This is a genomic window from Enterobacter cloacae complex sp. ECL72 (assembly GCF_019056635.1).
Classification (GTDB): domain Bacteria; phylum Pseudomonadota; class Gammaproteobacteria; order Enterobacterales; family Enterobacteriaceae; genus Enterobacter; species Enterobacter hormaechei_C.
This window is the reverse complement of record NZ_CP077659.1, coordinates 4,659,997-4,685,596: the sequence shown is the minus strand read 5'-3', so window position 1 is coordinate 4,685,596 and position 25,600 is coordinate 4,659,997. Positions and strand designations below refer to the sequence as shown.

Below are 25,600 nucleotides of genomic sequence, written 5' to 3'. Positions count from 1 at the left end.
TCAGTTAAGTTACCCAGAGCGGGCGGCTTCTCTGAAGCGCCCGCCTGGTGACTACGACTCCGAAGGGATTACCAACGGTAGTGTGCGAACGCCTTGTTGGCTTCTGCCATACGGTGAACGTCTTCACGTTTCTTAACTGCGGTACCTTTGTTTTCCGCAGCATCAGAAAGTTCGTTCGCCAGACGCAGAGCCATGGATTTATCACCGCGTTTACGAGCAGCTTCAACGATCCAACGCATTGCCAGAGCATTACGACGAACCGGACGAACTTCAACTGGAACCTGATAAGTAGAACCACCAACGCGGCGAGACTTAACTTCTACAGTCGGGCGCACGTTGTCGAGAGCGACTTCGAAGGCTTCCAGTTCATTTTTACCAGAACGCTGAGCCAGGGTCTCCAGCGCGCTGTATACGATTGCTTCTGCGGTAGATTTTTTACCATCTACCATCAGGATATTTACAAATTTTGCCAGCAGTTCTGATCCGAATTTCGGATCTGGAAGAATTTTACGCTGACCAATGACGCGACGACGTGGCATGGGATTACTCCGTTGTTAATTCAGGATTGTCCAAAACTCTACGAGTTTAGTTTGACATTAAGATAAATCAGTTTGGCCTTACTTAACGGAGAACCATTAAGCCTTAGGACGCTTCACGCCGTACTTGGAGCGAGCCTGCTTACGGTCTTTAACACCTGAGCAGTCCAGCGCACCACGAACGGTGTGGTAACGAACACCCGGAAGGTCTTTAACACGACCGCCACGGATCAGGATCACGGAGTGCTCCTGAAGGTTGTGACCTTCACCACCGATGTAGGAAGTCACTTCGAAACCGTTAGTCAAACGCACACGGCATACTTTACGCAGTGCGGAGTTTGGTTTTTTAGGAGTGGTGGTATATACACGAGTACATACGCCACGTTTCTGCGGGCAGGCTTCCAGCGCAGGCACGTTGCTTTTTGCAACTTTGCGTGCACGTGGTTTGCGTACCAGCTGGTTAACTGTTGCCATTAAATAGCTCCTGGTTTTAGCTTTTGCTTCGTAAACACGTAATAAAACGACCTCATACAATATGAGGACGCGAAATTTTAGGGCTACGTCGAAAAGGTGTCAAGAAATATACAGCGATCTCAAATCACCAGTTCATTTGACTGGCGTGCGTCACAGTAAGATTGACGAAATCAGTATAGCCAACCACGTCAATTTTGGCTGAAATTTGACCAGAAAGACCCCGCGCATCCAGATCCTCTTTCAGCGCAGAGACTGTTATGGGGGCATTAGCGAGGATTTCAACAAAACGGCTGCCTTCAAGCGCCGCAAGCACGCCATCCTGAATCAGCAGCAGATCATCACCTTCGCGCAGCATGCTCAGTAACGTGTCGATATCGCATTGCCACGGTGAACGGCTCAGGGTATGGAGCATGACAGCCTCAGAAAGTCAGAACGGTATCGTAGTGAGAGAGTTGTTCGCGCAGCGCAGCAGATGTCAGGATCGTCACGTCCAGCACGAACGGTGTTTTCTCGTTTAACCCACGCGCGGCCAGCGAGTCGGCGCACACATAGAAGGTTTCAATGTCATAGAGCGGCAGAACTTTAAAGGTCGCAATGTAGTCGCGCGCAAGAATGGCCTGCGGTTGTTGGCCTGCCAGAAGCTGGAATACGCCATCGCCTAAAAAGAAGACGCCGATATCTTCGGTTAAAGCCGATGTCGCGAGCAATGCATCCAGCCCTTCCCGGCCTGAAGCGCTGCCATGCGGCGCAGAAGTAAAAACAAACGCTACGCGCTTCATCAAAATTGCACCACTCTGTCGCAGGTCAACGCCGCCTGTGCCAGGGCACCCAGTCCGCTGAGCGAAAAGCCCGGTTGCAGGTTAGCCCCCGCCAGACCAAGGCGTTCGGCTTCGGTCACATCCGTCACGCCGCGACGCAGTGCCGCCGCGACGCAGATATGCAGGTCAACGCCCTGCGTTTCGTTTAATTTTTGCCAGGCGCGCACGAGGTCAAACTCATCGCTCGCCGGAGACGTAAACTGGTTCGCGTTATATACGCCTTCGCGATAAAAGAAGACGCTTGCCAGTTCATGACCGGCATCAAGCAGCGCATGGGCAAACTGTAGCGCGCTGCTGGCCTGCTGGGTACCGTACGCCGGGCCCGTCACCATTAACGCAAAACGCATTACTTGTCTTGTCCCAGGAAGTCGCCGCTTTTGAACTGGCGAATATAGAGGTAAACCGTGTGTTTGGAGATATTCAGGCGATCGGCCACCTGGTTGATGGCATCTTTGATATCAAAAATCCCTTTCTCATAGAGGTTCAGGACGATCTGACGATTCTTGGCGTTGTTGGATACGTTGCGATCGGCATTCACCTCTTCAATGGTGAACTCCAGCGTCTGGGTCACGAGATCCTCAACCGAAGAAGCAAAGTTCACCGATGAGCCCACGTCCGGCGTTTCTGGCGGGATGAAGGTGCTCATGATTTGCGAGAATGGCACATCAAGGTTCATGTTGATGCACAGCAAACCGATTACCCGGTGTTCGCGATTTCGAATCGCGATCGTTTCTGATTTCATCAGCACGCCACTTTTGGCGCGGGTGAAATAGCATTTTGAGACGCTGCTGTCCGCGCCGGTCATGTCATGCAACATACGCAATGCAAGGTCGGTTATTGGCGAACCAATTTTACGGCCAGTGTGCTCACCATTCGCAATGCGGATAGCGGAACACTTAAGATCTTGCAGGGAATGCAATACGATTTCGCAGTGGGAACCAATGAGCATCGCTAACCCGTCCACTACCGCTTCGTAGGATTTCAGAATATCGAAGTCGGTCTGGTCAAATGGACGTTGATCCAGCAAATCAAGTTCACTGGTTTCGTTGGTTAAAAGCGACCTGGACATGAAAAAAACACTCCTTTTCAGGAGCCTGTCGTTAGGTTTTCAGGGCAGGCTCATTATCTACACGGACAACTAAATTAATACAGCGTGTATAACGCTTTCCAGTGTTAATTATATCTGCCCCGCAATAAAAAAACCGCCGCCTGTAAAGGCGGCGGTTTTTTTCAGGATTACTTCTTAGCTGCTGCGGCTTTGTCGTCAGCCGGTGCGTCTGTTTTCGCATCCGCTTTCGGCGCCGGTTTGATGTCCAGCAGTTCTACATCAAATACCAGCGTGGAGTTAGCCGGGATACCCGGAACGCCGGTTTTGCCGTAAGCCAGATCCGGTGGGATGACCAGCTTGATTTTACCGCCTTTCTTGATGTTCTTCAGGCCTTCGGTCCAGCCCGGGATCACACCATCCAGACGGAAGGAGAGAGGCTCACCACGGGTATAAGAGTTATCGAACTCTTTACCGTCGATCAGCGTACCTTTGTAGTTCACCACAACGGTGTCGCTGTCTTTAGGCGCGTCGCCGGTACCTTCTTTCTCAACTTTATAGATCAGGCCAGTAGAAGAGGTTTTAACGCCTTTCTCTTTAGCGAACTTGTCGCGGTAGGCTTTGCCTTTCGCTTCGTTATCTTTAGCGTCTGCTTCCATCTTGGTCTGAGCGGCGCCTTTCACGCGCGCTTCAAACGCTTGCAGAGTCTGCTCGATTTCCTGGTCAGACAGTTTGCTCTTGTCTGCGAACGCATCCTGAACCCCTGCGATCAGCTGGTTTTTGTCCAGTTTGATGCCCAGTTTCTCTTGTTCTTTCAGAGAGTTTTCCATGTAACGACCCAGAGACGCGCCAAGTGCGTAGGCGGATTTCTGGTCGTCATTTTTGAATGCCGCTTTGCTGTCTGTAGTCGCAGCAGGCTTCGCAGCAGTATCAGCAGCGAAAGACAGCGGCGCATTGAGCGCTACAGCCATAGTGGTCGCCAGCAGCGTAACTTTAAACAGTGATTTCATCCATATCTCCAGGACCTGAGGTCTCTCACCCCAGTGTTAAACGTAAATGAGTGACGTACTATAAAACGTTGTGGAAGAAATCTACAGACAGACTCCCCCGAATGTCGCTTCTTTTCAGACTATTTTTGTTTAAATAAGTTTCTTGTCAGGGAGATGGATACTGTACTTAGGGAAAAAGTCAGCTAAACTTCGCCGCCGCTGGTCCATTATGGCGAATGAGAGATAAACGAGGTGAATGATGAAGGATACAACGATCGAAGCGAGACTGGCTGAGCTGGAAAGCCGCCTGGCTTTTCAGGACATCACCATCGAAGAACTGAACCAGACCGTGACGGCCCATGAGCTTGAAATGGCAAAACTGCGCGATCACATGCGCCTGCTGACGGAAAAGCTGAAGGCCACGCAGCCGTCAAACATTGCCTCTCAGTCAGAAGAGACGCCACCACCTCATTATTGAGGCGTAAAAAAAGCGGGATTATCCCGCTTTTTTATTTTCCGGAGTACGGAATCAGTGGCAACCGCAGCCGCCGTTACCACAACCACCTTTACCGTGGCCGTGGTCATGACCATGGTCGTGGCCGTGACCACCGCAGCAGCCGTCGTGGCCGTGATCGTGGTCATGGTCGTGACCGTGCGCACCGTGAACGTGGCCATGAGCCAGCTCTTCTTCGGTCGCTTCACGGATCGCAACAACTTCTACGTTGAACTTCAGGTTCTGACCCGCCAGCATGTGGTTGCCGTCAACCACAACGTGGTCGTCTTCAACTTCAGTGATTTCAACCGGAACCGGCCCCTGGTCAGTTTCCGCCAGGAAGCGCATACCAACCTGCAACTCGTCAACGCCCATGAATACGTCTTTAGGAACGCGCTGAACCAGGTTGTCGTCATACTGACCGTAAGCGTCGTTCGCGCCTACAGCAACGTCGAATTTGTCGCCAACTTCATGGCCTTCCAGCGCCGTTTCCAGGCCGGAAATCAGGGAACCGTGACCATGCAGGTAGTCCAGCGGCGCACTCACCGGAGACTCATCAACCAACACACCGTCTTCTGTACGTACCTGATAGGCCAGGCTGACCACCAGGTCTTTTGCTACTTTCATGATATCTCCTGAGCGTGGGAAAATTGCTGGCGCAGATTGTAGCGGAAATCTGCACCCGTGTACCCTTAAGCTTAAAAAAACTCAGAGCATATCGCTAGTCTGGATGAAAAATGCCGATCACTTGCTCTTCTTTGCGAACGTGATCGCGGGCTTCTTTGTCGGCCTCACGCATCTGGTGACCGCACTTAACACATTCAACGATATCGATATTATTTTCACGCCACATGGCCAGTGTATCTTGCGCCTGGCAGGATGGGCATTTTGCGCCCGCGATAAAGCGTTTACGTACAGCCATCTTTCGTTACCCTTTATTCAAATTCATCCCAGCCGTCGAGCTGGCGTCGTTCCTGTTGCATCTCACGCTGGAAGATCTCCTCCAGTTCGCGACGCGCTTCCCGCACGCGGGAGATCTGCGCCGTGTCGCTGTGCACGGGCATCAGTTCACGCAGCATTCGCATATCCAGCCGGCGGAAATGCATCTGGGCGCGTTGCGCCTGGTGAGGATGCATACCCAGCGAAACCAGCGCCTTGCGTCCCAGCTCCAGCGCGCTGGAGAAGGTTTCGCGGGAGAAGTGTTTCACACCCGCCTGCAAAAGTTCGTGAGCCTCCACACGTCCACGCGCACGCGCCAGAATATGCAGATGCGGGAAATGCTGCTGGCACAGCTCCACCAGCTTCATCGTGTCTTCCGGATCGTTGCAGGTGATGACGATGGACTCCGCAGCCTCTGCCCCCGCCGAGCGCAACAGCTCAAGCTGCGTCGCATCGCCGTAGTACACCTTATAACCATATTTGCGCATCAGGTTGACGGCGCTGATATCGCGCTCCAGCACCGTAATGCGCATTTTATTCGCCATCAACAGGCGACCAATCACCTGTCCGAAGCGACCAAAGCCCACGACGATCACCTGCGGTTTATCATCTTCCACCCACGGCGCTTCGTCTTCATCGTCTGCGGGATTCAGGCGGCGCGACAGCAGTTTGTCCACCAGCTTCATCAGCAGCGGGGTGGTCATCATCGACAGCGTAACCGTCACCAGCAGCAGCGCCATCTGGTCATCTTTGAACAGCTTCTGAGACGACGCCGTGGAAAACAGCACAAACGCAAATTCTCCACCCTGGCTTAACACGCTGGAAAACTGCATTCTTTCCGAGCTGCGCAGCCCGTAAATCCTCGCGAGGACATACAGCACCAGCGTTTTGACCGCCACCAGCACGGCGACACTCGCAATAACCCACAGCAGATGGGTATAGAGCACGCCAAGATTAAGCGCCATACCCACCGAGATAAAGAACAGCCCTAACAGCAGCCCCTTAAACGGATCGATGGCGGTCTCCAGCTCGTGGCGGTACTCGCTTTCCGCAAGCAGCACCCCGGCGATAAACGTCCCAAGCGCCATCGACAGCCCCAGCGCATCCATAAACAGCGCTGAGCCAAGCACCAGCAGCAGCGTTGCGGCGGTGAATACCTCGCGCACGCCGGATGCGGCAATAAACCGGAATACCGGACGCAGTAAAAACCGTCCGCCGATCAGCATCCCCGCGAAGGCCAGCACCTTCATGGAGATCTTCATCCAGTCGAAATGATCGTCTCCGGAGCCCGCCAGCAGCGGCACCAGCGCCAGCGCCGGGATCACCGCTAAATCCTGGAACAGCAGCACCGAAAAACCCAGCTGCCCCGCCTCGTTGCGGTTCATCCCTTTGTCGCGCATCAGCTGAAGCGCCATCGCCGTCGACGACATCGCAAGACCGATCCCGCCAATCACCGCGGCCTGCCAGGAAAACTGCGTCAACATCAGCAGTCCCGCGAGAATGGCCGCGCTGAGTAACACCTGCGCCGCCCCGACGCCAAAAATAGATTGCCGCAGTTGCCACAGCTTGGCGGGGTTCAGCTCCAGCCCGATGATAAACATCAGGAAGACCACGCCCAGCTCGGAGAAGTGGAGAATTTCATCCACATCGCTGATAAACCCAAGCCCCAAGGGGCCAATGGCGATCCCCGCCAGCAAATAGCCCAGCACCGCGCCAATGCCGAGACGCGCGGCAAGCGGGACCGCGACGACGGCGGCAAACAGAAACAGCACCCCGGCAAGGAGTAAATTCGAACCGTCCATTAGCGTCCTCCCGCCGGAATCGGTGACGCCAGCCATTCGCCATAGGCCCTGGCATGGCTCGCCAGTGCTTTCGGATCCTGCCGCCGTGCCCAGTAGATAATAATCGGGCTCATCCAGTGCATACGGCACATCGCCGCCGTCAGCTCAAACGGCCGCAGAATGTCGCTCATGGGGTAACGGTTCAGCCCGTCGTGACGGTAAGCGCTTTCCGGCTCACCGGTGGTAATGACACTCCGCCAGTACTTTCCCGCCAGCTGGTTGCCCCCCACCCCGCTGGAGAAGCCCCGGCTCAGCACGCGGTCCAGCCACTCTTTGAGCAGCGCCGGACAGCTGTAGGTATAAAGCGGATGCTGGAACACAATCACGTCGTGCTGACGCAGCAGTTCCTGCTCGTAAGGAATATCGATAAAAAAATCAGGATAGTGCGCGTAGAGATCGTGCACCGTTACGTTACTGAGCTGTGTGGCCGGCTTAAGCAGCACCCGGTTCGCCACCGAGTCCTGTGATTCCGGATGGGCATACAGCAGCAGCACTTTCGCTGTCTGAGACATCACTCCCCTCCCGGTTCTGTTTTTGTGTATTGTTGTCGTTTTGGGCTACCATGGCGGCCCGGTGGGGAAAATGGCCCACACCTTACATTATCATAATGACAAATTAACATAGTCGGAACATACGGCGCTTCTATGATTGTTTTCTCCTCGTTACAAATTCGTCGCGGCGTGCGCGTCCTGCTGGATAACGCGACTGCTACCATCAACCCGGGCCAGAAAGTGGGGCTGGTCGGCAAAAACGGCTGCGGTAAATCCACCCTGCTGGCGCTGCTGAAAAACGAGATAAGCGCGGATGGCGGTAACTTTACCTTCCCGGGCAACTGGCAGCTCGCCTGGGTGAACCAGGAGACGCCCGCGCTGAGCGAACCCGCGCTCGACTATGTTATCGACGGCGACCGTGAATACCGCAAGCTCGAAGCGGAGCTCAACGCCGCCAACGAACGCAACGACGGCCACGCCATCGCCACCGTCCACGGCAAGCTGGACGCCATCGATGCCTGGACCATTCGCTCCCGTGCCTCCAGCCTGCTGCACGGTCTGGGTTTCAGCAACGAACAGCTTGAACGCCCGGTGAGCGATTTCTCGGGCGGCTGGCGCATGCGCCTTAACCTGGCCCAGGCGCTGATCTGCCGCTCCGACCTTTTGCTGCTCGATGAACCAACCAACCACCTCGATCTTGATGCGGTTATTTGGCTGGAGAAGTGGCTCAAGAGCTATCAGGGCACTCTGATTCTGATCTCTCACGACCGCGACTTCCTCGATCCGGTAGTGGATAAAATCATTCATATCGAACAGCAAAGCATGTTCGAATACACCGGCAACTACAGCTCTTTCGAGCGCCAGCGCGCGACGCGCCTTGCCCAGCAGCAGGCGATGTATGAAAGCCAGCAGCAGCGCGTGGCGCACCTGCAAAGCTTTGTGGATCGCTTCAAGGCCAAGGCGTCAAAAGCCAAGCAGGCGCAGAGCCGCATCAAGATGCTGGAACGCATGGAGATGATCGCCCCGGCGCACGTGGATAACCCGTTCCACTTCAGCTTCCGCGAGCCGGAGAGCCTGCCGAACCCGCTGCTGAAAATGGAAAAAGTGAGCGCGGGCTATGGCGATCGCATTATCCTCGACTCTATCAAGCTCAACCTGGTGCCAGGTTCACGCATTGGTCTGCTGGGACGTAACGGCGCCGGTAAATCGACGCTGATCAAGCTGCTGGCGGGCGAGCTTAACCCGGTCAGCGGCGAAATCGGCCTGGCGAAGGGCATCAAGCTTGGTTACTTCGCCCAGCATCAGCTGGAATTTTTACGCGCGGATGAATCGCCGATCCAGCACCTGGCGCGCCTGGCGCCGCAGGAGATGGAGCAGAAACTGCGCGACTACCTCGGCGGCTTTGGCTTCCAGGGCGATAAGGTGACGGAAAACACCGAGCGCTTCTCCGGGGGCGAAAAAGCCCGTCTGGTGCTGGCGCTGATCGTCTGGCAGCGCCCGAACCTGCTGCTGCTTGATGAACCGACCAACCACCTCGATCTCGACATGCGCCAGGCGCTGACCGAAGCGCTGATAGAGTTCGAAGGGGCGCTGGTTGTCGTATCGCACGACCGCCACCTGATCCGCTCCACCACCGACGATCTCTACCTGGTGCACGGCGGCAAAGTGGAGCCGTTCGACGGCGATCTGGAAGATTATCAGCAGTGGCTGACGGACGTGCAGAAGCAGGAAAACCAGCCGGAAGAGTCAGCGAAAGACAACGCCAACAGCGCCCAGGCGCGTAAAGATCAGAAGCGCCGTGAAGCGGAAATGCGCACCCAGACGCAGCCGCTGCGTAAAGAGATTGCCCGTCTCGAAAAAGAGATGGAAAAGCTCAACGCCACGCTTGCTGCCGTCGAAGAGAAGCTGGGCGACAGCGAACTGTACGATCAGAGCCGCAAAGCGGAGCTGACGGACTGTCTGCAAACTCAGGCGAAAGCCAAATCCAGCCTCGAAGAGTGCGAAATGGCATGGCTGGACGCGCAGGAACAGCTGGAAGCGATGCTGCAAGCCGACTAACACGCCGGGAGGGTTATGGGCTTCGATACCACGAGCGAGATTACATTCCGTAAGCTCAGCATCTTCATGACGTTCATGGAGAAGGGCAATATCGCACGTACCGCCGAAACGCTCGGCCTGAGCGGTGTCAGCGTGCACCGCGCGCTGCATACCCTCGAAGAGAACGTCCGCTGCCCGCTCTTTGCTCACAAAGGGCGTAACCTGATTGCCCTCCCCTCCGCGTGGACGCTGCTGGAGTATTGTCAGGAGGTGATGCAGGTGATGGAGCGCGGGCTGGAAGAGTCGCGCAAGATCGCCGGTATCGGCCAGGGACGGTTGCGCGTCGGCACGCTCTACTCGCTGACGCTGGAAACCGTGCCGCGCCTGATAATGGGCATGAAGCTGCGCCGTCCGGATCTGGAGATGGATCTGACGATGGGCTCGAACGAAACCCTGCTCCATATGCTGGATGAGGGATCGCTGGATGCGATTTTAATCTCTATTTCCGAAAGCGATATCGACCGTAACAGCCTCGAAGTGCTTCCTCTGTTCCATGACGATATTTTCCTTGCCGCACCGGCCTCTGCCACGCTGAATACCAGCGGCCCCGCCGATCTGCGTGATTATAAAGATCAGAAGTTTGTCGCCCTAGCGGAAGGGTTCGCCACTTACGCCGGGTTTCAGGAAGCGTTTCATATCGCCGGTTTCGAGCCGGAGATTGTGACGCGCGTGAACGATATCTTCTCGATGCTGAGTCTGGTGCAGGCGGGGGTCGGGTTTACGCTGATGCCGGGCAGGATGAAGAAAGTGTATGAAAATTCGGTGCAGCTACTGAAGCTGGCGCAGCCGTACCAGATGCAGCAGCTGATCGCGATCGTCTTTGCCCGCAACCGCGAGCAGGATCCGAGCCTGCGGGCATTGGCCGCGGAAGGGCGGATGTATGCGAGAAGTTTGCAGGATAGTGCCTGATGTTATTGCCCGGTGGCGCTACGCTTACCGGGCCTACAATCCGGGAGTAGGCCCGGTAAGGCGCAGCCGCCACCGGGCTAAAACTTACCGCTGAAGCCGACCCGCCAGATGCACCGCCACGTCCACCCCGCTGCGCTCCAGCGAAATGGATTCGCCTTCCCACGCCGCCTGCCGCGTCAGACAGGTCAGAATACCCCCTGGCGGCATCTCAATCGCCAGACGCGCTTCACGCTCGTTAGCAGAAATCACCGCCTCCTGCCAGCGCACGGTTCGCGCCATATTCATCGCCAGATCGTCGGCAATTTTCTCCGGCTGCCAGAGCACGCGTCCGGTACTGCCGCTCAGGTACGCACAGCGCGGACGTGAAAGCGTGACCGAATTAAATGCTGCCACCAGCTTCTGCGCCGGTTCCGCCAGCAGTTCACAGTGCGACGGTACGCTCACCGCCAGCCGCTTAGCCTTGCTCGCGCCTTTTGCCAGGGCGCGCTCCGCCACCTGCGCCATGCCGTCATCGGCTCCGGCAATCACGATCTGCGTTTCGGCGTTCAGGTTAGCAATATAGGTTCCTGTCCCCTGAATCAGGTTTTCCACCTGCGGCAGGGTCAACCCCATAATTGCCGTCAGGCCGTAGCCGTGAGGATACGCCTGCTCCATCAGATCGCCGCGCAACGCCACCAGCTTCAGCGCGTCCGTAAAGTCCAGCGCGCCGGCGATAACCGCCGCAGGATAAGCGCCAATGGACAGCCCGCTGACGATATCCGGCGACACGCCGCGACGTTCCAGCTCGCGCGCCCACGCCACGCCGGCAATCAACAGCGAAAGCTGAACCGCACGGGTGTGGGTTAACGAGCATGCGCTGTCCAGGGTATCGACTTCCGCCCCCAGCACAGCACGGGCCTGCTCCAGCTCCGTTCCCGGCAGGTTTTGCAGCATACCTTCATGCTGTGTGCCCTGCCCCGGAAAGGTAAACAGTATTTTCATTACTCCTCCCTGTGCCATGGATCCGCCACCAGGCGCGGTCCACATTGCGTTTTTAGCAGCGTTTTGCCGTCGCGTAACCATTCCGCCAGCGCGAATCCGCCCTCGGGCGTGTCCACCTGCGTATCCGCCCGGCACAACGCACGGCTGAGCTGAGCCTGCCAGCCAGTAAACGCCTCAGGGGAAACGGCACGCGGGGCGCGGATGAGCAGATCGAGATCGCTGTCGGCGTGGATCACCGGAATGCCGGTCGCCAGCGCGTAACCCGTACTGCCGGTTATCCCCCACGTCCACGGCCACGACTGCTGCGCAAGCTGAAGCGCCACCTGAACCGGCGGCTGAGTGATAAACGGCGAACGCAGCAGGTCGGCGGCAACGCTCAAATCTTCGGGCGACACCACGCGCAACACGTTCTCAGGCTTCACCCATCCGGCCGCCCGCTGGTCGCGGCGCAATCCGCGCACGCCAACGGGAATACGGCCTTCATTATCAACATCACGCCGCACCACTACCGGTAGTCCGGCATGCCAGGCCGCGTCCACCCAGGATTCGGTAATCCCTTCCAGGGCGTCGCGCGCGGTAAGCCAGATGAGGTCGTGTGGGCGTAATGTTGTGGTCATGATTACATTCCTGAAGTCAGCGAGATAAACAGCGGCAGCGACAGGATACACAGTACGGAGCTCAACAGCAGCACGGCTTCAGCATCCGGCGACTGCACGCCAAAGCGGTTACCGAACACCACGCCAAAGAAGCCCGCGGACAGCGCAATCATCAGGATGGCGGTGATCGCCACAGAACCGTGCAGACCGAAGATTAAAACGATACCCCAGGCAATCGCTGGCTGGATCAGCAGCTTGGCGATAGTGGAAGTGATCACCATGGTGTTGATCTGAAGTTTACGCGCGGAGAGGATCACCCCGGTCAGGAACAACGCCGCAGCGGTCGCAGACAGTCCCAGCGGTTTAATCGCCGCCAGTACCAGCTCCGGCATTTTGATGCCGATAGCGGACAGGATCACACCCAGCAGCGGGCCCATCACGATCGGTTTTTTAATGGAACGCCACATCAGCACCGGCAGCATGGAAAGCGTTGAACCCGAGTTATTGCCTTCGGCGCGGGCTTTCTCACGCTCCAGAATCAGCAGGCAGAACGGGGTCATCAACACTGAACCACAGGCGATGGAGACCGCCACGGACAGTGAGGTTGAAGGGCCTTCGCCCAGCACGCTGCCCAGAATCGGCAGGCCAAGCGCCGCGTAGTTTGGCAGGGCGACGGTAAGCGTCAGCACGGCCGCATCCTGCGGGGATTTTTTAAACACTTTCGTCGCGAGGAAGTAGATGACCGCATAGGTGATCCACATCGCCAGGGTGAGCACCAGGATCAGCGGCGACTGCGCCACGATGCCGGTCCACGGGGTTTGCACGGTGGCGCTGAACAGCGCAGCCGGGAGTGCAAAATCCATCACGAAGATATTCAGCAGGGAAACATTTTTGTTATCGACCATCTTTGCCTTACCGGCCCAGAATCCCAGCAGCATGATGACGAAAATCGGTGCAAGAGCATGAACAATTACGTAAGTCATAAATCACCTGTAGTAAAAAAGTTTAAGCACTGGCGCGATGTTTATTATTTTCAGGATGCAGGTTCCCGCGTGGACGCAACGGGCGCGCCCACGGGGTGATGCATCTGGCAGGTCTCTTTTTACTTACCAGCTGGCTCGCATACGTTCACGTACGAGCGCCGAGCTGCGGCGGTTGTCAGCACCCAGACGGTTTTTCAACGTGGTGTCCTGACGAGCGTCGCTGATGGCCTGTTGCAGGGTGGTTTTCACCCGCGTCAGATCGCTTTCGGTAGGGGCATCCGGATTGCTGATATCCAGCAGGTCGGAAAGCAGCCCCAGCGTGGCGTAGTTGCTGATGTCATACGCCATTGGCGGAATGGTTGCAGCCAGTTTTTCCAGCGCCTCAACGGTACGCAGCGTAATGCGCGCCGCAGACTCTTTGCCCATGGCATGGATCAGCACGCCTTTATCGTTGAAGGCAATCAGACGGTTAGCCTGGTAGCCGTGCGCCAGAAACGCGCCGGACATGGCCTTACCGACGATAAGACCAATCACCGGATGACCCGCCAGCCGCGCATTAGCGTAGGCGGCAGCGGCGCCGGCCAGCGCCTGGTGGATACCAAACGCCTCTTCGCGACGGCCATAGGCCTGGCTTGGGACGTCGATTACCGCCACAATCGGGCGCTTCACGGCTTTATCTGCGTCGGCGGCGACGGTTTCGCTGACCACTTTTGCCAGCGTCCATCCTTCCAGCAGGCCGACTTCACCCTGCGCCGCGCGCGGGAAGTGGTTGTTGGCGTCCGGCACCACGGTGACAAAACGCACCGTTTCACCGTTTAGCTCGCCGTCTGCGGCCTGCACGGACGGGCATAACCCCTCCAGACGTTTCGCGTTCGGGGCCAGAGTTTCCAGCCAGAGTTCGCCACGGCTAATTGAGTTAGTCATCATTTCACCTCCCGGGCAAAAAGCGCTTTAATCTGTTCGGCATCGGCCTGTTTGCGGGTGTCGAAATTCGTCAGACGGTTCAGGTAATCGTCGTAGTTATCGGTGCGATGTTTCGCCGGTACGCCTTTGGCGATGGCTTCGTTCATCGCGGCTTTCACCGCGTTCACGCCGTCGCCCACCAGCGCGTCCACCAGCCCGCTTTCAAAGCGTACTTCGCCGCCGGTCATGCTCCAGATAAACGGACGGTCGCGGGAGTCATACTCTTCAATGCCCGCTTCCTGCTCGATAACCTGCGGACCGTTGAGGCCGAGCCGCGCTTCGCGGGTCACAATCAGGTAGCTGCACAGCGCCGCGGCGATAGACATCCCACCGAAGCAGCCCACGGTCCCGGCGACAATCCCGACGACCGGGGTATAGCGACGCAGGTCAACGATCGCGGCGTGGATATCGGCAATCGCCGCCAGGCCGAGGTTGGCTTCCTGCAAACGTACGCCGCCGGTTTCGAGGCACAGCACCGCCTGAGTCGGAATGCCGTTGCGGTTATCTTCCGCCGCCAGCTCCAGCGCTGCCGCCATTTTGGCGCCGGACACTTCGCCCATGCTGCCGCCCTGGAAGGTGCCTTCAATCGCCACCACCACCGCAGGCTGGCCGTTGATGGTCCCTTTCGCGACCACCATGCCGTCATCGGCCTGAGGAACAATCCCCTGTGGCCCAAGCCACGGAGAGATAATGCCTTCAAATGGATCCAGCAGTTCGCGGTAGCTGCCGTCGTCGAGTAGCGCCTGCGCACGCTGGCGCGCTTTTAATTCGATAAAGCTGCTGTCATCACGCATGGTTCACCCCTTCAAAAACCTGTTCGATACGAATGCGTGCCACGCCCGGCGTCGCGCCGAAGTCGTGGATGGTCAGCTTACCTGCGGGCAGGCTGCTGACGGTTTGCAGGCGGTTGAACAATGCCTCCCAGCGCCCGCGGCTGTTGTCGACGGAGGTGGTGATATCAATGGTTAAGGTCTGGCCCGGTTCGGCGGTGAAAAGCACCTCCATATCCCCGGAACCGACGACCCCTGCCAGCGCCCTGCCGCTTACTTCGCGGCTGGCGGGCACGGTCAATGTGATTTTTTCCATAACATCCTCTTAATGCTTTGAATAGGGCGTTTCGGCGCGGTCAAGAAACAGCGTGGCGGCAAGCAGGTCTGCGGCTCCGCCCGGCGAGGCGTTAAGCGCCAGCATCTGACGGTCTAACCGCGCCAGCGCCTGCTGCCCCGCGAGGGTTGCGCATCCTCCGGCGTTCAGCACCGCACGGGCGCCGTTCTGCATGGCGTCCAGCCCCTCCATGCCGGCGCGCGACAGCACGCAGGTGTCGGTGAGCGAGGTCATGATCGCCATCAGCGCGTCGAGTCTGGCCTGCGTTTCGCTGCTGCCGTTGAGACGGCTGAGGCGAAGCTGCGGCAGCGCGCGCTGCATGATGTGCGGAAACGCCTGCTGAGCCTCTTCACGCGCGCCCGGTACACGGTAGCGGTGCGTGACGCGTAACCCCTTGCTGAACACTTTCGGCGCCGCGTCATCCGGCAGCTTCGCCAGCTGAGCGGCGGTGTTCGCGACGGTTTGCGCCCGGGCATCGCCGCCCAGCATCGCCACCGCGCTCACCAGTAATCCCAGCGCCCAGATCGCGCCACGGTGCGTGTTCACGCCGTCGGTAGCGGCCATCATCTGCCGTTCACCTTCGCGACCCAGGCGGCCAACGGTTTGCCTGAGGGCAATATCCGCCGGACGCTGCCAGCTCTGCTGCGCCAGCGCCTGAAACGTGGGGGTCAGGCTGTGAGCGGAGCGCTCCATCAGCGCAAGCGATAAATCGTGGTGCGCGCCGTTCCCCCGGCTGTCCACCAGACCGGGCTTCGGGCTTAAACGTGCTTCGTCAATCAGACACTGCGTGGCGGTTCGCGCCAGCCATTCGGCACCGCCTTCAACCTGGATCTGGGGCAGAAGTTTCATTACCAGCTCCGGAATTTCGCAGGTGGGTTGTAAAGACCGCCGGACCATTCCACCAGGTCCGCGACGCTACCGGCCGCCAGCAGCGAACGGGTGGCATCGGTACGACGAATGCCCATATCTTCCGGATACACAACCTTGCCGCTCTGGCGCAGTTCCGCCACGCGTTTGGCGTCAACGCCCAGACCGATATCGGTGATACCCGCCACGGCGGCGACCATGGCGCGACGCTCTTCCAGATCTTTCGCCCGGTAGAGGTAAGCAATCCCCTCTTCCGTCAGCACGTGGGTGACGTCATCGCCGTAAATCATGACCGGCGCCAGCGGCATACCGGAGGCTTTCGCGACCTCAACGGCGTCGAGTTTTTCCACGAAGGTTGGCTTCACGCCCGCCTGGAAGGTTTCCACCATCTGCACAACCAGCTTTTTACCGCGCTGCATCGGGTCAGGCTCGGTGATCATGTTCAGCCAGGCCGGTGTGGCGTGGCGACGACCGTGCGGATCGTGGCCCATGTTTGGCGCGCCGCCGAAGCCGGAAAGACGGCCGCGAGTCACGGTTGAGGAGTTAGCGTAACCGTCGACCTGTAGCGTGGAGCCGATAAACATATCGACCGCGTACTGACCTGCCAGCTGACAGAAGGCGCGGTTAGAGCGCATGGAGCCGTCGGCACCGGTAAAGAACACGTCAGGACGGGCGCGGATGTACTCTTCCATTCCCAGCTCGCCGCCGAAGCAGTGGACGCTCTCCACCCAGCCGCTTTCGATGGCCGGGATCAGCGTTGGATGCGGGTTCAGGGTCCAGTGTTTACAGATTTTGCCTTTGAGTCCGAGCTGTTCGCCGTAGGTTGGCAGCAGCAGCTCGATCGCTGCGGTGTTAAAGCCAATCCCGTGGTTCAGGGACTGCACCTGGTGTTCAGCGTAGATGCCTTTAATCGCCATCATCGCCATCAGGATATGTTCCTGTTTGATCAGGCGCGGGTCACGGGTGAAGAGCGGTTCGATAAAGAACGGCTTATCGGCAACCACCACAAAATCAATCCACGAGCCCGGAATATCCACACGCGGCAGGTCGCACTCGTCGTCCACCAGCTCGTTCACCTGCGCGATGACGATGCCGTCATGGAACGCGGCGGCTTCCACCAGCGCCGGAGTATCTTCGGTACTCGCCCCGGTATAGAGGTTGCCTTTGCGGTCCGCTTTAAAACCGGCAATCAGCGCCACGTTTGGCGATAGGTCGACGTATAAACGTGAGTAGAGTTCGATGTAGGTGTGAATCGCCCCGATTTCGAGCTGACCATCCTCCAGCAGTTGGGAGATTCGCAGGCTTTGCGTACCGGAGAAGGAGAAGTCCAGCTTGCGGGCGATGCCTTTCTCAAAGATGTCCAGATGTTCGCTGCGGCCCACGCTCGGCATGATCATATGCAGATCGTGCACGATTTGCGGGTTCACTTCCGCCAGTGAACGGGAAAGGAAATCCGCCTGCTTCTGGTTGTTGCCTTCCAGAACGACTTTGTCGCCTGGTGCGATCAGTTTTTCCAGCATGGCGACAAGATCGCCGGTTGGCAGTACCTTGCCCTGCACCGGTACGGACGCCAGACGACGCGCTTTCTCACTGCGTCGGGTGTTCCATTGCCGGGTGGGTGTTTGCCCAGATAACATTATTAACCTCCTGATTCAGCACATCATTCTGATTTGCTTAACGTTGAGTAAAGTGTGCGCTCTGGTGAGAAAGGCATCAATTAAGCGTAGAGCCAAATCATTAGCCTGAGAGTAATAATCAAGGTAAATATTTGTGATCGGGATCAGTTCATGTTTCGGAAAAACGGGCTAAACGGGGTACAATTCGGAAGGTATAGTTAATTTCTGACAAGAATCAGCATCGCCCTTATGACTCAAATCATTCCCTCAGACTTCGACATTGCAGCCGAAGAGAGCGCAGAGTTCGTGCCCATGCGCGGTGTGGCTAACCCTCACCTGCAAACCATGCTGCCGCGCCTGATCCGCCGCAAGGTACAGTTCACCCCGCACTGGCAACGCCTGGATTTGCCGGATGGCGACTTTTTGGATCTCGCCTGGAGCGAAGATCCGGATCGGGCCAGACATAAACCCCGTCTGGTGGTGTTTCACGGTCTGGAAGGCAGCCTGCACAGCCCTTACGCACACGGTCTCATTGAGGCGGCGAAAGCCCGCGGCTGGCTTGGGGTAGTGATGCATTTTCGCGGATGCAGCGGCGAGCCTAATCGTCAGAAACGTATTTATCACTCGGGTGAAACCGAGGACGGTACCTGGTTCCTGCGCTGGCTAAGAGACAATTTCGGCGAGGCGCCAACGGCAGCGGTGGGGTATTCGCTGGGCGGCAATATGCTGGCCTGCCTGCTGGCGAAGGAGAGCGACGCCGTACCGCTGGATGCGGCGGTGATCGTCTCTGCGCCCTTTATGCTGGAGCAGTGCAGCTATCATATGGAAAAGGGGTTTTCGCGAGTGTACCAGCGCTACCTGCTCAACCTGCTGAAAGCCAACGCCGCGCGCAAGCTGAAGGCCTATCCGGATACGCTGCCTGTGACGCTGCAACAGCTCAAACGCGTGAAGCGCCTGCGCGAGTTTGATGATTTGATCACCTCGAAAATTCACGGCTTTGCCGATGCGATTGACTATTACCGTCAGTGCAGCGCCATGCCTTTACTGAACCAAATCACGAAACCTACGCTGATTATCCACGCCAAAGATGATCCGTTTATGGATCATCACTCGATTCCGGCGCCCGATCATCTGCCGGGCAACGTGGAGTATCAGCTCACCCAATTCGGGGGACACGTCGGCTTTGTCGGCGGCACGCTGCGTCGGCCAAAAATGTGGCTTGAGACGCGTATTCCCGACTGGTTAACGGCTTATCTGGACGGTAAATAATGATTATTCCCTGGCAGGATCTCTCTCCCGACACGCTCGATAATCTGATTGAAAGCTTTGTCTTGCGCGAAGGCACCGATTATGGTGAACATGAACGTTCGCTTGAACAAAAGGTCAACGATGTTAAGCGCCAGCTTAAAAGCGGCGACGTGGTGCTGGTATGGTCCGAACTGCATGAGACGGTCAATATCATGCCCCGCAACGCGTTTCACGGCTGATCTTTACACTTTTCCAGTCAGGGAGTTGCTATGTCTGCCAGACATCCGGTTATTGCCGTTACGGGTTCGAGTGGGGCGGGAACCACTACCACCAGCCTCGCCTTCCGCAAGATCTTCGCCCAGCTTAACTTACGGGCGGCAGAGGTAGAAGGCGACAGCTTTCACCGCTACACGCGCCCGGAGATGGATATGGCCATCCGCAAGGCGCGCGATCTGGGTAAACACATCAGCTACTTCGGCCCGGAGGCCAATGACTTCGGCCTGCTGGAGCAAACCTTCCGTGAATACGGGCAAAGCGGTACCGGGCAGTCCCGCAAGTATCTCCACACCTACGATGAAGCCGTGCCCTGGAACCAGGTCCCCGGCACGTTCACGCCCTGGCAGCCGCTGCCGGAACCGACTGACGTGCTGTTTTACGAAGGATTGCACGGCGGCGTGGTGACGCCTCAGCACGACGTGGCGCGCCACGTGGATTTGCTGGTGGGGGTGGTGCCGATTGTTAACCTTGAGTGGATCCAGAAGCTGACGCGTGACATGAGCGAGCGCGGCCATTCGCGAGAGGCGGTCATGGACTCGGTGGTGCGCTCCATGGAAGATTACATCAACTTCCTGACGCCGCAGTTCTCCCGAACCCACATTAACTTCCAGCGCGTCCCCACAGTGGACACCTCCAACCCGTTCGCTGCAAAAAGCATCCCTTCCCTGGACGAGAGCTTTGTGGTGATCCACTTCCGCAACCTGGAAGGCATTGATTACCCCTGGCTGCTGGCGATGCTACAGGGTTCGTTTATTTCGCACATGAATACGTTAGTGGTGCCCGGCGGAAAAATGGGGCTGGCAATGGAGCTGATCATGACACCGCTGGTGCAGCGGCTGATGGAAGGAAAGCAGATCGCGTGACACCTGTTGCCGGATGGCGCTTCGCTTATCCGGCCTACGTTCGTGCAGTTGTAGCTTTGGTAGGGCGGGTTAGCGAAGCGCCACCCGCCAAAAATTAAGCCGCGATCACTTCATAAGAATGGGTGATTTTTACCGCTTTCTCCAGCATTAGCGCCACAGAGCAGTATTTCTCCGCAGACAGGTCAACCGCACGCGAGACCGCCGCATCCTTCAATTCTTTGCCGGTGACGATAAAGTGCAGATTAATATGCGTAAACAGGCGGGGCGCCTCTTCACGACGTTCCGACGTCAGCTTCACTTCACAATCGGTCACGTCATGACGGCCTTTTTGCAGGATCGACACCACGTCGATCGCACTGCATCCGCCTGCCGCCATCAGCACCATTTCCATTGGGCTTGGCGCTTTATCGCCGGAGTTGCCATCCATCAAAACCTGGTGCCCGGAAGCAGACTCGCCCAGGAATGTTAACCCTTCAACCCATTTCACACGCGCTTGCATATTCACTCACTCCAACGTTGCATTTTTTATGACAGATTACGTGTACGTTACATTTCTCGCAACGGAAGGCGACCTGCGTCATGCTGAAGCGAGACACCAGGAGACACGCGGCGAAAGCTATGCTAAAACACTCTGGATGCTACAGTAATACATTGACGTTACACATGTATGCAGAGGACATCAAACTTTACTGGCTGCGAAACGTTACGACAGCCGACTTCCCAGGTATGGGTAAGAATTCGATTGCAACCCCAGAGTCCGGATGCATCTTATGACTCTGGTGACAGCTTATAACAGAGGATAACAGCGCATGGTGCTTGGCAAACCGCAAACAGACCCGACTCTCGAATGGTTCTTGTCTCATTGCCACATTCATAAGTACCCATCAAAGAGCACGCTGATTCACCAGGGTGAAAAAGCGGAAACGTTGTATTACATCGTTAAAGGCTCGGTGGCCGTGCTGATCAAAGATGAAGAAGGGAAAGAGATGATCCTTTCTTATCTGAACCAGGGCGATTTTATCGGTGAACTGGGCCTGTTTGAAGAAGGCCAGGAACGTAGCGCCTGGGTTCGTGCAAAAACAGCATGTGAAGTGGCTGAAATTTCTTACAAGAAATTCCGTCAGCTGATTCAGGTCAACCCTGACATCCTGATGCGTCTTTCTTCCCAGATGGCACGCCGTCTGCAAGTGACCTCTGAGAAGGTGGGTAACCTCGCCTTCCTGGACGTGACCGGTCGTATCGCGCAGACGCTGTTGAACCTGGCGAAACAGCCAGACGCCATGACCCACCCTGACGGTATGCAAATTAAAATTACCCGTCAGGAAATCGGTCAGATCGTCGGCTGCTCCCGTGAAACAGTGGGCCGTATCCTGAAGATGCTGGAAGACCAGAACCTGATCTCTGCCCACGGTAAAACTATCGTGGTCTACGGAACCCGTTAATTTCGGTCAAACGGCGTGCCGCCGCAGGGTGGCACGCCGTTTTTGTCTCTACTCCTCATGTGGCGCAGGCTGATCTATCACCCGGAAGTTAACTACGCACTACGACAAACGCTGGTGTTGTGTCTTCCCGTGGCCGTGGGCCTGATCCTCGGACATCTTCAGCAAGGCCTGCTGTTTTCCCTCGTGCCCGCCTGCTGCAACATTGCCGGTCTGGATACACCGCATAAACGCTTTTTTAAACGTCTGATTATTGGCGGCTGCCTGTTTGCCGGCTGTAGCCTTGCCGTACAACTCTTACTGGCCCGCGACATTCCTCTGCCGTTGATCCTGACCGTGCTGGCGATGACGCTCGGCGTCACCGCCGAAATCAGCTCGCTGCACGCCCGGCTGCTTCCCGCGTCGCTGATTGCCGCCATCTTCACCTTAAGCCTTGCGGGCAATATGCCGGTGTGGGAGCCATTGCTGATTTACGCCCTCGGCACGCTATGGTACGGGCTGTTTAACTGGTTCTGGTTCTGGCTGTGGCGGGAACAGCCGCTGCGCGAATCCCTGAGCCTGCTCTACGTGCAGCTTGCTGAATACTGCGAAGCAAAATACACCCTGCTCACTCAACATACCGACCCGGAAAAATCCCTGCCGCCGCTGCTGGCGCGCCAGCAAAAAGTGGTGGATCTGATCAGCCAGTGCTATCAGCAGTTGCACATGCTTGCCGCCAACAAAAATCATGAATACAAGCGGCTGCTGCGAACCTTCCAGGTCGGGCTGGATTTGCAGGAGCATATCTCCGTCAGCCTTCATAATCCGGAAGAGGTGCAAAAGCTGGTGGAGCGCAGCCATGCGGAAGCGGTGATCCGCTGGAACGCGCAGACCGTCGCGGCCCGCCTGCGGGTGCTGGCTGACGATATCCTCTATCACCGCTACCCGACGCGCTTTAACATGGACAAACAGCTCGGCGCGCTGGAAAAGATTGCGCGTCAGCACGCGGATAACCCGGTCGGGCAATTTGCTGCCTGGCATTTCAGCCGCATCGCCCGGGTGTTACGCACCCAGCGCCCGCTTTATGCCCGGGACCTGATGGCCGATAAGCAAAAACGGCTGCCGCTGCTGCCCGCGCTCAAAAGCTATCTATCACTGAAATCTTCCGCCCTGCGCAATGCCGCGCGGATCAGTGTGATGCTGAGCATCGCCAGCCTGATGGGAATGGCCCTGCACCTGCCGAAACCCTACTGGATCTTAATGACCGTGCTGTTTGTCACCCAGAACGGCTATGGCGCCACGCGGGTGCGCATTCTGCATCGGGCGGGCGGTACGATGGCGGGGCTGATTATCGCGGGCGTGACGCTGCACTTTCACGTGCCGGAAGGCTATACCCTGGCCGGTATGCTGGCGATCACGCTGGTGAGCTACCTGATCATCCGCAAAAACTACGGCTGGGCCATGGTGGGCTTTACGGTCACGGCGGTGTATACCCTGCAACTGCTCACGCTTAACGGGGAACAGTTTATTATTGCCCGGCTGGTCGATACGCTAATTGGCTGCCTGATCGCCTTTGGCGGCATGGTCTGGTTGTGGCCGCAGTGGCAAAGCGGGCTGCTGAGGCAGAACGCCCACGACGCGCTCGAAGCCGATCAGCAGGCCATTCGTCTTATTCTGAGCGATGACCCGCAGCCCTCTCCGCTGGCCTACGAGCGCATGAAGGTCAACCAGGCGCATAACGCCCTGTTCAACTCCCTTAACCAGGCCATGCAGGAGCCGGGCTTTAACGCGCACTATCTGGCTGACATGAAGCTGTGGGTCACGCACAGCCAGTTTATCGTCGAGCACATCAATGCCATGACGACGCTGGCGCGGGAGCACACGATGCTGACGCCGGATCTGGCGCAGCGCTATTTGCAGTCGTGTGAAATTGCGTTGCAGCGCTGTCAGCAGCGTCTGGAGTATGACGCGCCGGGCGAGTCAGGGGATTCGAACATTCTGGAAGCGCCGGAGACGCTGACCCATGGGCCGATGAGCACCCTGGAGCAGCATTTGCAGCGCGTGCTGGGGCATCTGAACACCATGCACACCATTTCGTCGGTGGCATGGCGTCAGCGCCCGCATCACGGGATTTGGTTAACGCGTCGGTTAAAACGAACCGCGTATTAGCCTCTGACGATCTTCGCGACCGCCGCGGCAAAACGGGTTAGTCCGTCTTCGATGTCTTTGTCTTCCACCACCAGCGATGGCGCAAAGCGCATCACGTCCGGCCCGGCATTGAGCACCATCACCCCTTCGTGCGCGGCGGCGTGCAGGAAATCGCGCGCGCGGCCTTTGTACTGCGGCTTCAGTTCGGCGCCGATCAGCAGCCCCATGCCGCGGATGTCGCTGAAGACATCAAACTGTTCATCAATCTGCTGGAGATGTTTCACAAACAGGTCGCGTTTCGCATTCACGCCATTCAGGACGTCCGGCGTATTAATGATGTCGAACGCCGCACCCGCCACGGCGCACGCCAGCGGATTACCGCCGTAGGTAGAGCCGTGTGAGCCCACATGAAATGCGGAAGCGATATCCTGGGTGGTGAGCACCGCACTGACCGGGAAACCGCCACCGAGCGCTTTCGCGCTGGTCAGAATATCCGGCGTTACGCCGTAGTGCATATAAGCAAACAGGTCTCCGGTACGCCCCATCCCACACTGCACTTCATCAAACACCAGCAGCGCCTGGTGCTCGTCGCACAGCTCGCGCAGCCCTTGCAGAAATTCCGGGGTGGCCGCCGTGACGCCGCCTTCCCCCTGAATGGGCTCGACCACCACGGCACAGGTGTGATCGTCCATCACCGCTTTAACGGCGTGCAGATCGTTAAACGGCACGTGGATGATATCCGCAGGTTTCGGACCAAAGCCGTCGGAATACTTCGGCTGGCCGCCAACGGAAACGGTAAAGAAGGATCGACCGTGGAAGGCGTTATGGAAGGCGATGATTTTGGTTTTGTACGGGCTATGACGCGTGGTTGCGTAGTAGCGCGCCAGCTTAAAGGCGGTTTCGTTGGCTTCGGTGCCGGAGTTCATAAACAGCACGCGTTCGGCGAAGGTGGCATCGATGATCTTACGCCCCAGACGCAGCGCCGGTTCGTTGGTGAACACGTTGCTGGTGTGCCACAGCGTTTCGCCCTGTGTTTTCAGCGCGTCCACCAGCGCAGGATGGCAATGGCCCAGCGCCGTCACCGCAATACCGCCTGCGAAATCAACATACTCGTTGCCCTGCTGATCCCAGACGCGGCTGCCTCTGCCTTTCACCGGGATAAACTCAGCCGGTGCATAAATCGGCAGGATCACTTCATCAAATGTCGCGCGGGTAATTGCTAGTTGTTCAGTTGCCATGTCATGACCATCCATTTTTATGTCACAGTGCCTGTGAAAATATAATCACAAAATATGCATAAAAAATCACAACAAGGCAACAGATATTCAGCGATTAAGGAAATTGGCCAGCAGCGCGTGCCCCTGTTCGCTGAGAATGCTTTCCGGGTGGAACTGCACCCCTTCCAGATCGTACTCGCGGTGGCGAATGCCCATGATCTCCTGCGTCTCGCTCCAGGCGGTAACCTCAAAGCAGGCCGGCAGGGTCGGCGGATCAATGATCAGAGAATGGTAGCGCGTCACGGTTAACGGATTGTTTAGCCCCAGGAATACGCCGGTACCGGTGTGCGTGATCGGTGAGGTTTTGCCGTGCATGACTTTCGCGGCACGGACAATGGTGGCGCCAAAGACCTGCGCAATGGCCTGGTGACCCAGGCAGACGCCCAGAATCGGCAGTTTGCCCGCATAGTGGCGGATGACCTCCAGCGAGATGCCAGACTCCGAAGGGGTACACGGCCCCGGCGAAATCACGATTTTCTGGGGTGCCAGCGCGTCAATGTCAGCCAGCGCGATCTCATCGTTACGGCGGACAACCACCTCTGCCCCCAGCTCACAAAAATACTGGTAAAGGTTCCAGGTAAAGGAATCGTAGTTATCAATCAGCAGAATCATGGCGGCTCCTGAAAAA

The 25,600-nt window shown here is 57.3% G+C and carries 30 protein-coding genes; 8 read left to right on the top strand and 22 right to left on the bottom strand.

The window, feature by feature from the left end:
- Positions 1–68: 68 nt before the first annotated feature.
- The 7 genes from rpsG to fkpA all read right to left on the bottom strand — a co-directional run bounded on the left by rpsG (position 69) and on the right by fkpA (position 3,883).
- Positions 69–539: a 30S ribosomal protein S7 gene (rpsG, locus tag KTH07_RS22500; RefSeq protein WP_003861706.1), complete on the bottom strand. Its 471-nt coding sequence runs from the start codon at positions 537–539 to the stop codon at positions 69–71.
- A gap of 96 nt (positions 540–635) precedes the next feature.
- A complete protein-coding gene (gene rpsL / locus KTH07_RS22495; protein ID WP_000246815.1) occupies positions 636–1,010 on the bottom strand; it encodes a 30S ribosomal protein S12 in 375 nt (124 codons plus the stop codon).
- Between the two features lie 124 nt (positions 1,011–1,134).
- A complete protein-coding gene (gene tusB / locus KTH07_RS22490; RefSeq protein WP_015571409.1) occupies positions 1,135–1,422 on the bottom strand; it encodes a sulfurtransferase complex subunit TusB in 288 nt (95 codons plus the stop codon).
- A gap of 7 nt (positions 1,423–1,429) precedes the next feature.
- A complete protein-coding gene (gene tusC / locus KTH07_RS22485; RefSeq protein WP_003861700.1) occupies positions 1,430–1,789 on the bottom strand; it encodes a sulfurtransferase complex subunit TusC in 360 nt (119 codons plus the stop codon).
- Positions 1,789–2,175, bottom strand: a complete 387-nt coding sequence (gene tusD, locus KTH07_RS22480) for a sulfurtransferase complex subunit TusD (RefSeq protein WP_015571410.1) — start codon at positions 2,173–2,175, stop codon at positions 1,789–1,791. The genes tusC and tusD overlap by 1 nt, the downstream gene beginning before the upstream one ends.
- Positions 2,175–2,897 carry a transcriptional regulator gene (locus KTH07_RS22475; RefSeq protein WP_003861697.1) on the bottom strand — a complete coding sequence of 241 codons (723 nt, stop codon included), beginning with the start codon at positions 2,895–2,897 and terminating at the stop codon, positions 2,175–2,177. Before KTH07_RS22475 ends, tusD begins: the two co-directional genes overlap by 1 nt.
- Before the next feature lie 167 nt (positions 2,898–3,064).
- Positions 3,065–3,883 (bottom strand): FKBP-type peptidyl-prolyl cis-trans isomerase, encoded by an 819-nt coding sequence (gene fkpA / locus KTH07_RS22470; protein WP_003861695.1) that lies wholly within the window; start codon positions 3,881–3,883, stop codon positions 3,065–3,067.
- A gap of 238 nt (positions 3,884–4,121) precedes the next feature.
- Between fkpA and KTH07_RS22465 the strand changes: the two genes are divergently transcribed.
- Complete coding sequence (locus KTH07_RS22465) at positions 4,122–4,340, top strand: protein SlyX (RefSeq protein WP_003861693.1); 219 nt, start codon at positions 4,122–4,124, stop codon at positions 4,338–4,340.
- A gap of 51 nt (positions 4,341–4,391) precedes the next feature.
- On the opposite strand, the gene slyD is transcribed toward KTH07_RS22465, so the two are convergent.
- From slyD to kefG, 4 genes are all read right to left on the bottom strand, one after another.
- Positions 4,392–4,982, bottom strand: coding sequence for a peptidylprolyl isomerase (gene slyD, locus KTH07_RS22460; RefSeq protein ID WP_003861691.1), 591 nt, complete (start codon positions 4,980–4,982; stop codon positions 4,392–4,394).
- Between the two features lie 94 nt (positions 4,983–5,076).
- The gene (locus tag KTH07_RS22455) at positions 5,077–5,277 is read right to left on the bottom strand and encodes a YheV family putative zinc ribbon protein (protein WP_003861689.1); all 201 of its coding nucleotides are present in this window, start codon (positions 5,275–5,277) and stop codon (positions 5,077–5,079) included.
- Positions 5,278–5,290: 13 nt separating this feature from the next.
- A complete protein-coding gene (kefB, locus tag KTH07_RS22450; protein WP_217310854.1) occupies positions 5,291–7,096 on the bottom strand; it encodes a glutathione-regulated potassium-efflux system protein KefB in 1,806 nt (601 codons plus the stop codon).
- Positions 7,096–7,647 carry a glutathione-regulated potassium-efflux system ancillary protein KefG gene (kefG, locus tag KTH07_RS22445; RefSeq protein ID WP_003861686.1) on the bottom strand — a complete coding sequence of 184 codons (552 nt, stop codon included), beginning with the start codon at positions 7,645–7,647 and terminating at the stop codon, positions 7,096–7,098. The genes kefB and kefG overlap by 1 nt, the downstream gene beginning before the upstream one ends.
- Positions 7,648–7,779: 132 nt before the next feature.
- On the opposite strand from kefG, the gene KTH07_RS22440 reads away from it, so the two are divergent.
- Both KTH07_RS22440 and KTH07_RS22435 read left to right on the top strand, forming a co-directional pair.
- Positions 7,780–9,684: an ABC transporter ATP-binding protein gene (locus tag KTH07_RS22440; protein WP_017384172.1), complete on the top strand. Its 1,905-nt coding sequence runs from the start codon at positions 7,780–7,782 to the stop codon at positions 9,682–9,684.
- A gap of 15 nt (positions 9,685–9,699) precedes the next feature.
- Positions 9,700–10,632, top strand: coding sequence for a LysR substrate-binding domain-containing protein (locus KTH07_RS22435; protein ID WP_017384171.1), 933 nt, complete (start codon positions 9,700–9,702; stop codon positions 10,630–10,632).
- A gap of 84 nt (positions 10,633–10,716) precedes the next feature.
- Here the strand turns inward: KTH07_RS22435 and mdcH are convergent, their stop codons facing one another.
- From mdcH to mdcA, 8 genes are all read right to left on the bottom strand, one after another.
- Positions 10,717–11,613, bottom strand: a complete 897-nt coding sequence (gene mdcH, locus KTH07_RS22430; protein ID WP_023304540.1) for a malonate decarboxylase subunit epsilon — start codon at positions 11,611–11,613, stop codon at positions 10,717–10,719.
- Positions 11,613–12,230: a malonate decarboxylase holo-ACP synthase gene (locus KTH07_RS22425; protein WP_017693876.1), complete on the bottom strand. Its 618-nt coding sequence runs from the start codon at positions 12,228–12,230 to the stop codon at positions 11,613–11,615. The genes mdcH and KTH07_RS22425 overlap by 1 nt, the downstream gene beginning before the upstream one ends.
- 2 nt (positions 12,231–12,232) lie before the next feature.
- Positions 12,233–13,192, bottom strand: a complete 960-nt coding sequence (locus KTH07_RS22420; protein WP_000222846.1) for an AEC family transporter — start codon at positions 13,190–13,192, stop codon at positions 12,233–12,235.
- Positions 13,193–13,315: 123 nt separating this feature from the next.
- Entirely contained in the window at positions 13,316–14,116 is an 801-nt protein-coding gene (gene mdcE, locus KTH07_RS22415; protein WP_032620995.1) for a biotin-independent malonate decarboxylase subunit gamma, read from the bottom strand.
- The gene (locus tag KTH07_RS22410) at positions 14,116–14,949 is read right to left on the bottom strand and encodes a biotin-independent malonate decarboxylase subunit beta (protein WP_017384167.1); all 834 of its coding nucleotides are present in this window, start codon (positions 14,947–14,949) and stop codon (positions 14,116–14,118) included. Before KTH07_RS22410 ends, mdcE begins: the two co-directional genes overlap by 1 nt.
- Complete coding sequence (mdcC, locus tag KTH07_RS22405) at positions 14,942–15,241, bottom strand: malonate decarboxylase acyl carrier protein (RefSeq protein ID WP_000411786.1); 300 nt, start codon at positions 15,239–15,241, stop codon at positions 14,942–14,944. The genes KTH07_RS22410 and mdcC overlap by 8 nt, the downstream gene beginning before the upstream one ends.
- Positions 15,242–15,250: 9 nt before the next feature.
- The gene (locus tag KTH07_RS22400) at positions 15,251–16,108 is read right to left on the bottom strand and encodes a triphosphoribosyl-dephospho-CoA synthase (RefSeq protein ID WP_017384166.1); all 858 of its coding nucleotides are present in this window, start codon (positions 16,106–16,108) and stop codon (positions 15,251–15,253) included.
- Positions 16,108–17,763, bottom strand: coding sequence for a malonate decarboxylase subunit alpha (gene mdcA / locus KTH07_RS22395; protein WP_015571421.1), 1,656 nt, complete (start codon positions 17,761–17,763; stop codon positions 16,108–16,110). Before mdcA ends, KTH07_RS22400 begins: the two co-directional genes overlap by 1 nt.
- 228 nt (positions 17,764–17,991) lie before the next feature.
- On the opposite strand from mdcA, the gene KTH07_RS22390 reads away from it, so the two are divergent.
- The 3 genes from KTH07_RS22390 to KTH07_RS22380 are packed head-to-tail and all read left to right on the top strand — an operon-like array spanning position 17,992 to position 20,129.
- Positions 17,992–19,011 (top strand): hydrolase, encoded by a 1,020-nt coding sequence (locus KTH07_RS22390; RefSeq protein ID WP_023304542.1) that lies wholly within the window; start codon positions 17,992–17,994, stop codon positions 19,009–19,011.
- The gene (locus KTH07_RS22385; protein WP_014171926.1) at positions 19,011–19,229 is read left to right on the top strand and encodes a YheU family protein; all 219 of its coding nucleotides are present in this window, start codon (positions 19,011–19,013) and stop codon (positions 19,227–19,229) included. Before KTH07_RS22390 ends, KTH07_RS22385 begins: the two co-directional genes overlap by 1 nt.
- Positions 19,230–19,259: 30 nt before the next feature.
- Complete coding sequence (locus tag KTH07_RS22380) at positions 19,260–20,129, top strand: phosphoribulokinase (protein ID WP_003861663.1); 870 nt, start codon at positions 19,260–19,262, stop codon at positions 20,127–20,129.
- Positions 20,130–20,223: 94 nt separating this feature from the next.
- Here KTH07_RS22380 and KTH07_RS22375 read toward each other — a convergent pair whose 3' ends face one another.
- Positions 20,224–20,628, bottom strand: a complete 405-nt coding sequence (locus KTH07_RS22375) for an OsmC family protein (RefSeq protein WP_015571423.1) — start codon at positions 20,626–20,628, stop codon at positions 20,224–20,226.
- 310 nt (positions 20,629–20,938) lie between these two features.
- On the opposite strand from KTH07_RS22375, the gene crp reads away from it, so the two are divergent.
- A complete protein-coding gene (crp, locus tag KTH07_RS22370; protein WP_000242758.1) occupies positions 20,939–21,571 on the top strand; it encodes a cAMP-activated global transcriptional regulator CRP in 633 nt (210 codons plus the stop codon).
- Positions 21,572–21,628: 57 nt separating this feature from the next.
- Positions 21,629–23,716, top strand: coding sequence for a YccS/YhfK family putative transporter (locus KTH07_RS22365; RefSeq protein ID WP_006812214.1), 2,088 nt, complete (start codon positions 21,629–21,631; stop codon positions 23,714–23,716).
- On the opposite strand, the gene KTH07_RS22360 is transcribed toward KTH07_RS22365, so the two are convergent.
- Together KTH07_RS22360 and pabA are read right to left on the bottom strand one after the other, a co-directional pair.
- Entirely contained in the window at positions 23,713–24,933 is a 1,221-nt protein-coding gene (locus KTH07_RS22360) for an aspartate aminotransferase family protein (protein WP_174570153.1), read from the bottom strand. The genes KTH07_RS22365 and KTH07_RS22360 overlap by 4 nt on opposite strands.
- Positions 24,934–25,020: 87 nt before the next feature.
- Entirely contained in the window at positions 25,021–25,584 is a 564-nt protein-coding gene (pabA, locus tag KTH07_RS22355; protein WP_017693873.1) for an aminodeoxychorismate synthase component 2, read from the bottom strand.
- Positions 25,585–25,600: the final 16 nt, after the last annotated feature.